Below are 13538 nucleotides of genomic sequence, written 5' to 3'. Positions count from 1 at the left end.
TTCCCGGGCGATCGGCCGTCCAGCGGGAGGAACGCTGATGCGCGTGCTCGTTGCAGGGGGAACGGTGATTTCGCCAACCGGCGCGCGCGCGGCCGACGTGCTGGCCGAGGACGGCGCGATCGTGGAGGTCGGCCAGGGCCTGCCCCGCGAGGGCGCGCGCGTCCTCGACGCCTCGGGCTGCCTGGTGCTGCCGGGCGCGGTGGACGTACACACGCACTTCTCGCTGGACCTTGGCTTCGCGCGCGTCTCGGACGGCTTCGCCCAGGGCACGCGGTCTGCGGCCATGGGCGGGGTGACCTGCGTGGTGGAGCACCCGGGCTTCGGGCCCGCGGGGTGTTCGCTCACGCATCAGGTGGAAGCCTGCCGTAAGCTGGCCGAGGGCCGATGCTTCGTGGACTACGCCGTGCACGGCGTGGCCCAGTCCGCCGAGGCGTCCATCCTCGCGGGCCTGCCGGAACTCGCCCGCTCGGGATGCCCCTCGGTCAAGGCCTACACCACCTACGCCGGGCGAGTGGACGAGGCCGGGCTCCTGGCCCTGATGCACGCCTCCGCCGCCTGCCCCGGCGGCATGGTGGTGGCCGTGCACTGCGAGGACCACGCCCTGATCGCCTACCACACGGCGAAGCTGCGCGCCTCGGGCCGCACGGACCCGGCCGCGCATCCGCTCTCGCGCCCGGCCCAGGCCGAGGCCCTGGCCGTGCGCCAGGCCGTGGAGCTTGCCCGGGCAACCGGGGCCACGCTCTACGTGGTGCACCTCTCCACCGCCGAGGGCTTGCGCGCGGTCAGGGAGGCGCGGGAAACAGGGGTGAACGTGCTGGCCGAGACCTGCCCGCAGTACCTGCTGCTGGACGAGTCGCTCTACCGGGAACCGGACGGGCTCACGTACGTCATGGCCCCGCCGCTGCGCGGCCGGGCGGACCGCGAGGCCCTGTGGCGCGGACTGGCCAGCGGGTCGATCGACGTGGCGGCCACGGACCACTGCGCCTTCTCGCTCCAAGATAAGCGCCGCCTGGGCGCTACGGACGTGTTCGCCTGCCCGGGCGGGGTGGCCGGTGCGGGGACGCGCCTGCCGCTCCTCTACACCTACGGCGTGGAGGCCGGGCGGCTGAGCCTCGCGCGTCTGGTGGAAGCCTGCTGCGAGGCCCCGGCGCGCATCTTCGGGCTCACTTCCAAGGGGCGGCTGGAGCCCGGCTTCGACGCGGACGTGTGCGTGCTGGACCCGGCGCTGGAAAGGGCCATCGGCTCGGACGCCCAGGCCTTCGAGGGCCTGAACGCCAAGGGCTGGCCGCGCCACGTGCTCAGCCGGGGCCTGGCCGTGGTCGAGGACGGCGTGTTCACCGGCCGGGAAGGCTGGGGCCGCTTCGCGCACAGGAAGCTCACCTGAAGGGGCGCGCCCCCGCGCCCGGCAATCACGGCCCCGGAGGGGCGCAATGAACAGCGCAGGCGCATCTGATCGTTTCTTCCCCGCAAGCCCCGAGACGCTTCTGGCCTGGATTCTCCACGACCTGGAGCTAGGCGAGGTCTTCGGCGTGGCGCAAAGCCTCTTCTTCACCCCCAAGCCGGACGACCCCTTCCGCACGCTCAGCCACGGCAGGCTCCTGGAGACGCCGCTCGGCGCGGCGGCCGGGCCGCACACGCAGCTCGCCCAGAACATCGTCAGCGCCTGGCTGTGCGGGGCGCGCTTCATCGAGCTCAAAACCGTGCAGGTCAAGGATTCCCTCACCCTGACCCGGCCCTGCATCGACGCATCCGACGAGGGCTACAACTGCGAGTGGTCCCAGGAACTGAGCCTGGACGAATCCTTCGGCCAGTATCTCTCGGCCATGGCGCTCATCCACGTGCTGCGCGAACTTCTGGGCCACCCCGGGGACGACCCCGGGCAGGGGCCGGGGTTCGTCTTCAACATGAGCGCGGGCTACGACCTCACGGGCGTGAAAAGTCCGAAAATGGCCCGCTTCCTGGACCGCATGGCCCACTGCCCCGAGGAGACCCGGGAGATCGCCGGGCGTCTGGCCCCGCTGCACCCGGCGGCCGCGCGGCTTCGCCTGCCGGACTTCGTCTCGCGCGAGCTGACGCTTTCCACCATGCACGGCTGTCCGCCCGGCGAGATCGAGCGCATCGCGCTGCATTTCCTTGAGGACCGGGGGCTCGACGTGAGCGTGAAGCTGAACCCCACGCTGCTCGGGGCCGAAGCGGTGCGGGCGATCGTCAACCAAAGGCTCGGCTACGCCGTGGAGGTGCCGGACGAGGCCTTCGCGCACGACCTGGGCTTTTCCCGGGCAGTGGAGCTCATCCGCTCGCTTGGCGAGCGCGCGGCCAGGGCGGGGCGGCGCTTCGGCGTGAAGCTGACCAACACCCTGGAGGTGCGAAACCCCGGGAACCTGCCCGAAAGCGAGCGAATGCTCTACCTCTCGGGCCGGGCGCTGCACCCGGTCAGCGTGAACCTGGCCGCCAAGCTGCGCGAGGTCTTTGGCGACGGACTGGCCATTTCCTTCTGCGCGGGCGTGGACGCCCTGAACGCGGCCCGGACGGTGGCCGCGGGGCTCGCCCCGGTGACGCTCTGCACGGAGCTTCTGAAGCCCGGCGGCTACGGCAGGCTGCGCCAGTGCGTGGAGTCGCTGCGCGGGGCCTGGCCGGCGGAGCTTAAGGCCTACGCGGCCGAGGTGCTCGAAGACCAGCGCTACCGCAAGGACGCCGACCCCTGGCCCACGGTCAAGACGGACCGGCCGCTTCCGGCTTTGGACTGCGCGGCCGCTCCCTGCGCGCAGGGCTGCGCCGCAGGCCAGGACGTGCCCGGCTACCTGGGCCTGGTCGCCCGAGGGGATTTCGCCGGGGCGCTCGGGGTGATTCTTGAGACCAACCCCTTCCCGAACCTGCTGGGCGTAGCCTGCGACAGGCTCTGCCGCACCCGCTGCACGCGCACGGACTACGACCGCCCCTTGCGCATCCGCGAAATTAAGCGCGTGGCCGCGCGCGAAGGCGGGATAGCCGGGACGGTCGAGGCCCGGCCGGCGGCGGCCGCTACCTCCCCGCAAACCCGGCGGGCGCGCGTGAGCGTCCTGGGCTGCGGGCTGGAAGGGCTGTCCTGCGCGCATTACCTGGCCCTGGCCGGGCTTGAGGTCAGCGTGCACGGGCCGTGCCCCCCGCCCGACGACCGCCTGCTCGCCGGGGAGGCCGGGCGAGCGGACGTGGCCGCGATCCTGGCCCTGGGCGTGGGCCTGTCGTCCGAACCCGCCCCGGCGGACGTAGTCGCCGCGGATTCCCTGGCCAGGGGCCGGGTCGGGCTGCCCGCGGCCGTGGCCCGGGGCAGGGCGGCTGCGATGGCGCACCTCGATTCCCTGGGCTTGAGCGCATCGGCCGCGACGCCCAGGCGCGCCCCCCTGCCGGACATGCAGGCCCTGGCGGCTGCTAAGGCCCGACGCGATTTCGGCCCCGAAACCGTGGACACCCCGGATCAGGCCGTCCAGGAGGCCGCGCGCTGCCTGCGCTGCGGCGAGGTCTGCAACGTCTGCGTCACGGTCTGTCCCAACCGGGCCAACCTGGCCGTGCCCTGGGGTCTGGAGAACATGCCCACGTCCTGGCCCGTGCAGCGGGCCGTGGCCGAGGCCGGCGGCGTGCGCGTGGAAACGGTCGGGGGCGTCGTCGCCCGGCAGGCGTACCAGGTGGTCAACATCGGCGATTTCTGCAACGAGTGCGGCAACTGCGAACCCTTCTGCCCGTCGGCCGGGGCTCCCTGGCGCGACAAGCACCGCCTGCATCTGAGCCGCGCGAGCTTCGAGGCCTCGGGGCGCGGCGCGTGGTTTTCTTCGCCCGGGGTCATGGAGGCGGCGGCCTGGGGGGAGCGTTTCAGGGTCTCGCCGTGCGAGTCCGTTCCCGGCTCGATCCTGGTGGAAGCGCCCGGATTCGTTGCGGTCCTGGACGCCCGGACCGGCGAGGCGCGCAGCGCGGAACTCGCCCCGGGCGCGGACGGGGCCGTTCTCGCGCTGGCGGGCCGGGCCGCCTTGTTGTATGCTCTGGCCTCGAAAGCGGCCGCTTTCTTCCGGAACAACGAATGCTGAACCGTTTGCGAATCGTCATACGCGGGGCAGGGGACCTGGCCACGGGCGTCGCCCTGCGCCTGTGGCGCTCGGGATTTCGCCGCATGGTGCTCCTTGAGCGCGGCGCCCCCCTGGCCGTGCGGCGCATGGTCAGCCTGAGCGAGGCCGTGCGCCTGGGCAGCCACGTGGTGGAGGGCGTCGAGGCCCGCCGGGCGGACTCGCCCGCCCAGGCCCTGGACATCCTGGCCTCCGGGGCCGTGCCCGTGCTGGTTGACCCCACGGGCGAATCCCTTTCGGCGCTCAGGCCCGACGTGCTGGTGGACGCCGTCATGGCCAAGCGCAACGTGGGCGGCACGCGCATCACCCACGCCCCGCTGGTGGTGGCCCTCGGCCCGGGCTTCACGGCCGGGCTGGACTGTCACCGCGTGGTCGAGACCCACCGTGGCCACGGCCTGGGCCGCGTGATACGCGAGGGAGCGGCCCTGCCGGACACGGGCGTGCCCGACGCGGTCATGGGCTACACCGTGGAGCGCGTGCTGCGGGCCCCGGCGGACGGGATTTTCGAGACCTCCCTCGAGGTCGGCTGCGCGGTCCGCGAAGGCCAGGCCGTGGGCGCGGTGGCGGGAAAACCCGTGGTGGCCCCGTTCGCGGGCGTGCTGCGCGGGCTTTTGCCGAGCCTGAGCCCGGTGGCCGCCGGGCTGAAGCTCGGCGACGTGGACCCGAGAAACGACGCCTCGGCCTGCCCCTTCGCCTCGGACAAGGCCCTGGCCGTGGGCGGCGGCGTGCTGGAGGCCATACTCGAACGATTCAACGCCGGGCCGGACGCTTTCCGGCCCGAGGAGGGTCCCCCGTGGCCATAGGCGACAGCGTGAAGCGCGTGGACGGCCCGTCCAAGGTGACGGGCAGGGCGCGCTACACCGACGACACCACCATGCCCGGCATGCGTCACGCCCGCTTCGTGCGCGCGACCGTGGCCCACGGCGTGGTCAGGCGCGTGGACGCCTCCAAGGCCCTGGCCCTGCCCGGGGTGGAGGCGGTCTTCACCTTCGAGGACGTGCCCCAGGCGCTCTTTCCCACCGCAGGCCACCCCTGGCATCTGGACCCGGGACACCGCGACGTGGCCGACAAGCTGCTTCTCACGCGCCACGTGCGCTTTTACGGCGACGAACTGGCCGTGGTGGTGGCCCGCGACGAGTTGACGGCGGACACGGCGGCGCAGCTCGTTGCGGTGGAATACGACGAGCTGCCCATGGCGCTGACCCCGAAGGACGCCCTGGACCCGGGCGCCGCGCCCCTGCATCCGGGCGGCAACCTGCTCAAAAGCCATTCCTTCGCCTGCGGCGGAGACCCCGAGGCGCTCATCAGCCAGGCCGACGTGGTGGCCGAGGGCAGCTACCGCACGCCCATCGTGCAGCACTGCCACCTGGAGAACCACACCGCCTACGCCTGGATGGAGGACGACAAGCGCGTCACCGTGGTCTCCTCCACGCAGATCCCGCACATCTGCCGCCGCGTGGTGGCCCAGGCCCTGGAAATCCCCTGGAGCCGCGTGCGCGTGGTCAAGCCCTGCGTGGGCGGCGGGTTCGGGGCCAAGCAGGACGTGGTCATCGAGCCCATCGTGGCCTTTCTGACGCTCAAATTGGGCGGGCGGCCCGTGAAGATGTCCCTGCCGCGCGAGGAGTGCATGCTGGGCACGCGCACCCGCCACGCCTTCGAGATGACGGGGCGCATGGGCGTCACCCGGGACGGACGCATCACGGCGGTCAGCCTGGAGGCCTTCTCCAACACCGGGGCCTACGCCTCCCACGGCCACTCCATCGCGGCCGCCGGCGGGGCCAAGTGCCCCTCGCTCTACCCGCGCGCCGCCTTCGGGTACAAGGCCTCCACGGTGTACACCAACCTGCCCGTGGCCGGGGCCATGCGCGGCTACGGCTCCCCCCAGGTGCACTTCGCCCTGGACTGCCTGGCCGAGCAGGCCGCGCGCGCCATCGGCATGGACCCCATCGAGTTCAGGCTCAAAAACGTGGGCCTGCCCGGGGAGGTGAACCCGCTGAACAAACGCGTGATCACCACCCACGGAATTGCCCAGTGCCTCGCGCGCGGGCGCGAGCTCTTCGGCTGGGACGAGGCGAAAAAGCGCCACCAGGGCCAGACCGGCCCGGTGCGCCGGGGCCTGGGCGTGGCCTGCTTCAGCTTCAACACCGGCGTCTACCCCGTGTCGCCGGAACTCTCCGGGGCCAGGCTCCTGCTCAACCAGGACGGCACCGTGCAGCTTCAGGCCGGGGCCACGGAGATCGGCCAGGGCGCGGACACGGTCTTCGCCCAGATGGCCGCCCAGACGCTGGGCGTCCCCTTCTCCCACGTGAACGTGGTCTCCACCCAGGACACCGACCTGACCCCCTACGACCCCGGGGCCTACGCCTCCCGCCAGACCTTCACCGCCTCCCCGGCGGTCAAGGGCGCGGCCGAGGCGCTGCGCGCGCGCATCCTGGAGCACGCCGCGCTCATGACCGGGCGCGACGCCGCCAGGCTCGACATGCGGGACGCCGTGGTCCTCGAGGGCGAGGAAGCGGTGGCCTCCCTTGAAGAAGTGGCCATGGACGCCTTCTACCACAAGGACCGGGGCGGCCAGCTCTCGGGCGAGTGCTCGCACAAGACGCGCGCCAACCCCCCGTCCTTCGGCTGCACCTTCGCCGAGGTGGAGGTGGACGTGCCCTTGTGCCGGGCGCGCGTCACGCGCATGCTCAACGTGCACGACGCCGGGATCGTCATGAACCGGCGCATGGCCGAGGGCCAGGTGCAGGGCGGCATGGCCATGGGCGTGGGCTGGGCGCTCTCCGAGGAGATCCTCGTGGACGAGCGCACCGGGCGCGTGCTGAACAACAATCTGCTGGATTACAAGCTGCCCACCTGCGTGGACCTTCCCGACCTCGCGGCCGAATTCGTGGAGACCGAGGAGCCGAGCGCCGCCTACGGCAGCAAGTCCCTGGGGGAGCCGCCGCTCCTCTCGCCCGCCCCGGCCATTCGCAACGCGGTGTGGGACGCCACGGGCGTGCGCGTGGACGAGATACCCATGAGCCCGAAAGTGCTGTTCAGGCATTTCAAGGCGGCGGGGCTCATATGAATACGAAGATGCCTCCTGCGGCCAGGGGGAGGCTTCTCCCCCTGGACCCGGCTTTTAGCTTCGCGCCAACCGGAGAAGATATCCTGGAGGCAATCAGCAAAAGGAGCGAACCCCATGTTCGCGGTTGAGAAATACCAAAAGGCCGCGAGCGTGGCCGACGCCGTCGGCCTGCTGGCCGCCGACCCGTTCGCCGTCCCCATCGCGGGCGGCACGGACATCCTGGTCAAGCTGCGCGAAGGCCACCGCGCATACGCGCACCTCGTGGACATCCACTCGCTGGAGGAACTCAAGGCCATAAGCCTGGACCCGGACGGGACCCTGCGCGTGGGCGCGGGCGCGACCTTCACGAACGTGATCGAGTCGGAGCTCGTGCGCGAGGCCGCCCCGGTGCTGGCCGAGGGGGCCTCCTGGGTGGCCGGGCCGCAGATACGAAACGTGGGCACGCTCGGGGGCAACATCTGCAACGGCTCGGTCTGCGCCGACTCCGTGCCGCCGCTTCTGGTCCTGGACGCCGAGATCGAGCTGCAAGGCCCCCAGGGGACCCGGCGCATCCCTCTGCGCGGCTTCCACACAGGGCCGGGCAAGGTGGCCCGGGGCCACGCCGAGATCATGACCGCCGTGCTCGTGCCCAAGGCCCCGGAGGCCGGGTTCGGCGCGGCAAGCATCAAGTACGCCATGCGCCAGGCCATGGACATCACCACCATCGGCTGCTCGGCCGCCGTGCTCGTGCGTGACGGGCGCTTCGAGTGGCTGCGGCTGGCCTTCTCGGTGGCCGCGCCGACCCCCGTGCGCTGCCCCCAGGCAGAGGCCGCCGGGGCGGGGCGGGCGGTCTCGGGCGAGACCGTGTGCGCCGTGCAGGAGGCCGTGGGCCAGGACGTGAGGCCCCGCGACTCCTGGCGCGCGCCTGCGAACCTCCGGCTGCACATCTGCCGGGAACTGGCCGGGCGCGCGGTGACAAAGGCCGTTGAGCGCGCGGGAGGGAGCATCGCATGAACGTGGACATCACCGTGACCGTCAACGGCAAGACCCTGGCCGCCAGCGTGAACCCCGGCGCGTCGCTCCTGGATTTCCTGCGCGCCGAGGGGCTCACCGGCGTGAAGCAGGGCTGCGGCGTGGGCGAGTGCGGGGCCTGCACCGTGCTGGTGGACTCGGTTGCCGTTGATTCCTGCCTGTTCCTGGCCGTGTGGGCCGACGGCAAGGCCGTGCGCACCATCGAGGGCGAGGCCCGGGGCCACGAGCTCTCGCGCGTGCAGCGGGCCTACCTGGAGGCCGGGGCCGTGCAGTGCGGCTTCTGCACCCCGGGGCTCGTCATGGCCAGCACGGCGTTCATCGAGAAGAACAAGGGCGGCAAGGTCAGCCGGGAGGACATCCGGCGCGCCCACGCGGGCAACCTCTGCCGCTGCACGGGCTACACCGCTATCGTGGACGCGGTGGAGAGCTGCCTGAAGGAAGAGTGAGCCCGGGCGCGTTGCCCATTTTGTGAAACTTGCCAGGGAGCGCCGCGTCGAATACCCTGGGCCCCTCGTCATCAACAACCCAAGGAGCAACTGGAGCATGACCGCCAAGACCATCAAGGCCCTGGCCCTGTCCCTGGCCGCCACGCTGTCCCTGGCCGCCGCCGCCCTGGCGCAGACCCCCGTGAAATTCACCCTGGACTGGAAGTTCGAGGGCCCGGCCGCGCCGTACCTCATCGCCGAGTCCAAGGGCTACTTCAAGGACGCCGGGCTTTCCGTGACCATCGACTCCGGCAACGGCTCCTCGGGCGCGGTGAACCGCGTGGCCACCGGGGCCTACGACATCGGCTTCGCCGACATCAACTCCCTGATCGAGTTCAACGCCCAGAACCCGGACAAGGCCCTCAAGGCCGTGTTCATGATCTACGACAACCCGCCCTTCGCCATATTCTCCATGAAGAAGTCCGGCATCGCCACCCCGGCGGACCTGGCGGGCAAGACCCTGGGCGCGCCCATCTTCGACGCCCCGCGCAAGACCTTCCCGGCCTTCTGCCAGGCCGTGAAGCTCGACCCCTCCAAGGTCACCTGGCAGACCATGGACCCGCCCCTGCGCGAGCCCATGCTCATCCGGGGCGACGTGAACGCCATCTCCGGCTTCTACTTCACGAGCCTGCTGAACCTCGAGAAGGCCGGGGTCAAGGCCCAGGACCTGAACATCTTCAAGTACCCGGACTTCGGCGTGAAGCTCTATGGCAACGCGATCATCATAAGCCCGGAGATGGCCAAGAAGCCCGAGCTGGTGAAGGGGTTCCTGAAGGCCGTGGCCAAGGGCTGGAAGGAAGCCATCGCCGACCCCAAGGCCGCCGTGGAGCTGGTGAAGAAGCGCGACGGGCTCATCGACGCTGAGATCGAGCTCAAGCGCCTGAACCTCTGCGTGGAGATGTGCATCGCCACCCCCTGGGTGAAGCAGAACGGCATGGGCGGCGTGGACCCCGAGCGCATGACCAAGGCCATCGACGAGGCCGTGTCCTCGTTCGGCTTGAAGGCCGCGCCCAAGGCCGCCGACGTGTTCGACCCGTCGTTTCTGCCCGCCAAGGAAGAACGGATGGTCTTCTAGCGTGACGGGGGCCTGAGGCCCCCGTTTTCGCTCGCCTTCAAACGGCCGCGCGCCGCACCGGGCCACTGGGCCACGGGGCGGCGCGCGGCGCACATGCGGAGCATCCTGCGTGAGCGACAAGTTCGTGGAACTCTCGGGCGTCGACCTGGCCTACGACGCCGGCAGCGACGTCCTGGCCGTGAGCGGGCTCGACCTCGTCATACGCGAGGGCGAGTTCATCGCCGTGGTCGGGCCGTCTGGGTGCGGCAAGTCCACCCTGCTGAAGCTGGTCACGGGCCTGCGCCCGCCCACGCGCGGCTCCGTGGCGGTGGCCGGGCGCGAGGTCACCGGGCCCTTGCCCTTCGTGGGCATGGCCTTCCAGAACCCCACGCTTCTGCCCTGGCGCAGGCTTCTGGACAACATCATGCTGCCGCTGGAGATCGTCCTGCCGCACCGCAAGCGCCTCAAGGCCGAGCGGGAGCGCTACCTGGAGCGCGCCCGCGAGCTTCTGCGCACCGTGGGGCTCAAAAACCACGAGGACAAGTACCCCTGGCAGCTCTCGGGCGGCATGCAGCAGCGCGCCAGCCTCTGCCGGGCGCTCATCCACGAGCCCAAGCTCCTCATGCTCGACGAGCCCTTCGGGGCGCTGGACGCCTTCACCCGCGAGGAGCTCTGGTGCGTGCTGCGCGACCTCTGGGAGGCCAAGCCCTTCACCGTGGTGCTGGTCACGCACGACCTGCGCGAGTCGGTCTTCCTGGCCGACACCGTGCACGTGATGAGCCGCAGGCCCGGGCGCGTGGTGCTCACGCGAGAGATTGGCATCCCCAGGCCCAGGAGCCTGGACAACAGCTACGACAAGGTCTTCGTGGACATAGTCCACGAGCTGCGCGACAAGATCGAGGCCGTGCGCTGCGCGCCGGACGCCAGGGAGGACGGACAGTGCCGGTGAGCCGCAAGACCATGGAGGCGCTTTCGCCGTGGCTGGTGACCCTGGGGCTCTTCCTCCTCTGGGAGCTGGTGGCCCGCGCCGCGTCCATCCCCACCTACATCCTGCCCACGCCGAGCGAGTCCATCGTCGAGGGCTGGACGTACCGCGGCCCCATCCTGGAGCACGCGCTCCAGACCCTCTACACCACCTCCGCCGGGTTCGCCCTGGCCGTGGCCTTCGGCATGGTCCTGGGCGTTGCCGTGGGGGCCTCCAAGGTGGTCTACCGCGCGCTGTATCCGGTGCTGGTGGGGTTCAACTCCGTGCCCAAGGTTGCCCTGGTGCCCATCCTGGTGATCTGGTTCGGCATCGGCACGGTGCCCGCCATCATCACGGCGTTTCTGATCTCTTTCTTCCCGGTGGTGGTCAACGTGGCCACGGGCCTGGCCACGCTGGAGCCCGAGCTCGAGGACGTGTTGCGCGTGCTCGGGGCCACCAAGCTCGACGTGCTCTTGAAGGTGGGCATCCCGCGCTCGCTGCCGTTCTTCTTCGCCTCGCTCAAGATCGCGGTGACGCTTGCGTTCGTGGGCTCGGTCATCTCCGAGACAGTGGCCTCCAACGCGGGCATCGGCTACCTGATGATGTCGGCCAGCTCGAAATTCAACGTGCCCCTGGTGTTCGCCGGGCTCATGGTCATCGCGGCCATGGGCGTGGGCATGTACGAGTTCTTCGCGGTGCTGGAGCGCCGCTTCACGGCCTGGGCCCACAGGGGATGAAGCCGCTTCGGGAGCTCGTGCTGCCCGGGGAGCGCGTCTGGGCCTTCGTGGGCGCGGGCGGCAAGACCAGCCTCATCGAGGCCCTCGCGCGCCAGCTCTCGGGTTGGGGCGCGCGCGTGCTGGTGACCACCACCACCAAGATGCACCCCCCCGCGCGGAACTTCATGCTCCTGGACAGCCCGCGCGTGCCCCCCTACCGGCACCTCACCGTGGGAAGCGCGGTCGACCCGGCCACGGGCAAGATGTCCGGCGTCGGCCCGGACGACATCCCCGCGCTCATGGACCGCTTCCGGCCCGACTACCTGCTGATCGAGGCCGACGGCGCGGCCGGGCGGCCAGTGAAGGCCCCGCTGGCGCACGAGCCGGTGATCCCGGCCTGGACGGACGTGGTCGTGGGGGTGGTGGGGCTCGATTGCCTGGGCGCGGCAGTGAGCCCGGAGACGGTATTCCGCATGGAGGCCTTCTGCCGCGTCACCGGGCTTTCGCCCGGGGACAGGCTCACGCCCGAATCCCTGGACGCCCTGGCCGCGCACCCCGAGGGGCTCTTCAAGGGCTGCCCGGAAGGGGCGCGCAGGCTCGCCTTCCACAACAAGGCCGAGGCCTGGCCGCGCTCGGGGCGGCTCTTCGGCTCGGCGCGTCAGGGCTGGTTCGTGAGCCTGGAGTAGTCCTCGGGGGTGTCCAGGTCGGCGATGACGGCCGGGTCGCTCACCTCACGGTAGTCCACGGGCGCGCCCGGCGCGGTGAACAAGGCCCTGGCCCCCACGTCGCCGGAAAGTTCCATCACCTTGCCGAACCAGTTCGCCGGGATGACCACGGGGTTGCCCCTGCGCCCGGCGTGCACGGGCACCAGGAAGCGCCCCGGCCTGAAGGCCCGGGCCAGCTCCAGCACGAGTTCCGGCGTGACCAGCGGCATGTCCCCCAGGAGCACCATGGCCCCGGCCAGGCCCCCCGGCAGGGCGGCGAGCCCCGCGCGCAGCGAATGCGCCTGGCCGAGGGAGCTCCGGGGGCTCTCCACGCGCGCGATGCCGGGAAAATCCCTCCCGCCGCCCACCAGCACCGCCACGGGCAGGGCCCGCGCGGCCCGGGCCACGGCGTCCAGCACCGTCGCCTCCCGCCAGGGCAGGGCGAGCTTGTCGCGGCCCATGCGCCTGGAGGACCCGGCGGCCAGGACCACGGCGTCCAGCACCGTCGCCTCCCGCCAGGGCAGGGCGAGCTTGTCGCGGCCCATGCGCCTGGAGGACCCGGCGGCCAGGACCACGGCCGCCAGGGGCGCGCCTCCGGGGCGAGTCAGGCTTTCCATGGGCGTCTCTTCCTCCGGGCGAATGTTACGTTTTCGCGTTCAGGGCCGCTCGTGATTGACAACGGTCCGTGGAGCATTTCACTATGTATCACCGAGCCCCGTCACGGGGCAGCCCAGGGAGGCTCCATGGCCCAGGATTTCGACCGCGAACTGACGCTTCTTCGCTACGACACCATGAACATGTTCCACGCCGTGCGCGAGGCCGTGGAAAAGGCCCTGAACGCGCTCAAGCTGCGCGACAGGGCGCTCTCGCAGGACGTGATGGACGGCGACGAGCCCATCGACCTCCAGGAGTGCGCCAACGAGGCCAGGGCCTTGCGGCTCTTGGCGCTCAGGCAGCCCGTGGCCAGGGACCTGCGCCTAATCATCGGGTCCATGCGCATCGCCTCCAACCTGGAGCGCATCGGCGACGAGGCCGTGAACATCGTGGACCGCAACGTGGTCCTGCTGGAGCGCCCGCCCGTGGAAGGGGCCGCGCGGCTGTGGGAGATGGGCTCGCTCACGCTCGAGATCTTCGACAAGGCCACGCGCGCCTTCTCCGAGGGTTCGGTGGAGCTCTGCCACGAGGTGCGCTCCTCCCTGCCGGTGTCGAGCACCCTGCACCACAAGGTCTTCCGCGACCTGACCGAGATGATGATCAGCGACGCCAAATGCATCGAGACCGCCGAGCAGATGGCCTTCGTGTCCTACAGCCTGAAGCGCATCTGCGACCGCTGCTCCAACATCTGCGAGAGCGTGATCTTCATCGTCCAGGGCCTGGACGTGAAGCACGCCTACTGCGAGGCGCACAGGCAGTAGCCGCGTCCCTTGCTCGGCCCGCGAAATG

12 protein-coding genes are annotated in these 13538 nt (G+C 70.9%); 11 read left to right on the top strand and 1 reads right to left on the bottom strand.

Annotated elements, in window-relative coordinates:
• The first annotated feature begins 37 nt into the window (after positions 1–37).
• From hydA to yqeC, 10 genes are all read left to right on the top strand, one after another.
• Positions 38–1384, top strand: a complete 1347-nt coding sequence (gene hydA, locus ACZ5V4_RS05190) for a dihydropyrimidinase (RefSeq protein WP_464317109.1) — start codon at positions 38–40, stop codon at positions 1382–1384.
• Between the two features lie 46 nt (positions 1385–1430).
• The gene (locus tag ACZ5V4_RS05185) at positions 1431–4058 is read left to right on the top strand and encodes a putative selenate reductase subunit YgfK (RefSeq protein WP_464317108.1); all 2628 of its coding nucleotides are present in this window, start codon (positions 1431–1433) and stop codon (positions 4056–4058) included.
• On the top strand, positions 4052–4897 hold the full coding sequence (gene yqeB, locus ACZ5V4_RS05180) for a selenium-dependent molybdenum cofactor biosynthesis protein YqeB (RefSeq protein WP_464317107.1): 846 nt from the start codon (positions 4052–4054) through the stop codon (positions 4895–4897). Before ACZ5V4_RS05185 ends, yqeB begins: the two co-directional genes overlap by 7 nt.
• The gene (xdhA, locus tag ACZ5V4_RS05175) at positions 4888–7161 is read left to right on the top strand and encodes a xanthine dehydrogenase subunit XdhA (RefSeq protein WP_464317106.1); all 2274 of its coding nucleotides are present in this window, start codon (positions 4888–4890) and stop codon (positions 7159–7161) included. The genes yqeB and xdhA overlap by 10 nt, the downstream gene beginning before the upstream one ends.
• Before the next feature lie 114 nt (positions 7162–7275).
• Positions 7276–8154, top strand: a complete 879-nt coding sequence (xdhB, locus tag ACZ5V4_RS05170) for a xanthine dehydrogenase subunit XdhB (RefSeq protein ID WP_464317105.1) — start codon at positions 7276–7278, stop codon at positions 8152–8154.
• On the top strand, positions 8151–8618 hold the full coding sequence (xdhC, locus tag ACZ5V4_RS05165; RefSeq protein ID WP_464317104.1) for a xanthine dehydrogenase iron sulfur-binding subunit XdhC: 468 nt from the start codon (positions 8151–8153) through the stop codon (positions 8616–8618). Before xdhB ends, xdhC begins: the two co-directional genes overlap by 4 nt.
• Before the next feature lie 97 nt (positions 8619–8715).
• Entirely contained in the window at positions 8716–9732 is a 1017-nt protein-coding gene (locus ACZ5V4_RS05160) for an ABC transporter substrate-binding protein (protein ID WP_464317103.1), read from the top strand.
• A 109-nt stretch (positions 9733–9841) separates the two neighbouring features.
• Positions 9842–10660 carry an ABC transporter ATP-binding protein gene (locus tag ACZ5V4_RS05155; RefSeq protein WP_464317102.1) on the top strand — a complete coding sequence of 273 codons (819 nt, stop codon included), beginning with the start codon at positions 9842–9844 and terminating at the stop codon, positions 10658–10660.
• A complete protein-coding gene (locus ACZ5V4_RS05150) occupies positions 10657–11412 on the top strand; it encodes an ABC transporter permease (protein WP_464317101.1) in 756 nt (251 codons plus the stop codon). Before ACZ5V4_RS05155 ends, ACZ5V4_RS05150 begins: the two co-directional genes overlap by 4 nt.
• The gene (gene yqeC / locus ACZ5V4_RS05145) at positions 11409–12077 is read left to right on the top strand and encodes a selenium cofactor biosynthesis protein YqeC (protein WP_464317100.1); all 669 of its coding nucleotides are present in this window, start codon (positions 11409–11411) and stop codon (positions 12075–12077) included. Before ACZ5V4_RS05150 ends, yqeC begins: the two co-directional genes overlap by 4 nt.
• Here yqeC and ACZ5V4_RS05140 read toward each other — a convergent pair.
• A complete protein-coding gene (locus tag ACZ5V4_RS05140; protein WP_464317099.1) occupies positions 12050–12712 on the bottom strand; it encodes a nucleotidyltransferase family protein in 663 nt (220 codons plus the stop codon). The two genes, yqeC and ACZ5V4_RS05140, sit on opposite strands and share 28 nt — an antisense overlap.
• 126 nt (positions 12713–12838) lie before the next feature.
• On the opposite strand from ACZ5V4_RS05140, the gene phoU reads away from it, so the two are divergent.
• On the top strand, positions 12839–13510 hold the full coding sequence (gene phoU / locus ACZ5V4_RS05135) for a phosphate signaling complex protein PhoU (protein ID WP_464317098.1): 672 nt from the start codon (positions 12839–12841) through the stop codon (positions 13508–13510).
• The last annotated feature ends 28 nt before the right edge of the window (positions 13511–13538 follow it).

It is taken from the genome of Fundidesulfovibrio sp. YSD1 (assembly GCF_055397115.1).
The sequence above is the reverse complement of the archived record's forward strand: the minus strand, read 5'-3'. Positions and strand labels throughout refer to the sequence as shown.

Excerpts from the sequence above, each read along its gene's own strand:
- ACZ5V4_RS05185 (WP_464317108.1), top strand. The coding sequence starts at position 1,431 with ATGAACAGCGCAGGCGCATCTGATCGTTTCTTCCCCGCAAGCCCCGAG.
- yqeB (WP_464317107.1), top strand. The coding sequence starts at position 4,052 with ATGCTGAACCGTTTGCGAATCGTCATACGCGGGGCAGGGGACCTGGCC.
- yqeC (WP_464317100.1), top strand. The coding sequence starts at position 11,409 with ATGAAGCCGCTTCGGGAGCTCGTGCTGCCCGGGGAGCGCGTCTGGGCC.
- ACZ5V4_RS05140 (WP_464317099.1), bottom strand. The coding sequence starts at position 12,712 with ATGGAAAGCCTGACTCGCCCCGGAGGCGCGCCCCTGGCGGCCGTGGTC.
- xdhB (WP_464317105.1), top strand. The coding sequence starts at position 7,276 with ATGTTCGCGGTTGAGAAATACCAAAAGGCCGCGAGCGTGGCCGACGCC.
- phoU (WP_464317098.1), top strand. The coding sequence starts at position 12,839 with ATGGCCCAGGATTTCGACCGCGAACTGACGCTTCTTCGCTACGACACC.
- hydA (WP_464317109.1), top strand. The coding sequence starts at position 38 with ATGCGCGTGCTCGTTGCAGGGGGAACGGTGATTTCGCCAACCGGCGCG.
- ACZ5V4_RS05160 (WP_464317103.1), top strand. The coding sequence starts at position 8,716 with ATGACCGCCAAGACCATCAAGGCCCTGGCCCTGTCCCTGGCCGCCACG.
- xdhC (WP_464317104.1), top strand. The coding sequence starts at position 8,151 with ATGAACGTGGACATCACCGTGACCGTCAACGGCAAGACCCTGGCCGCC.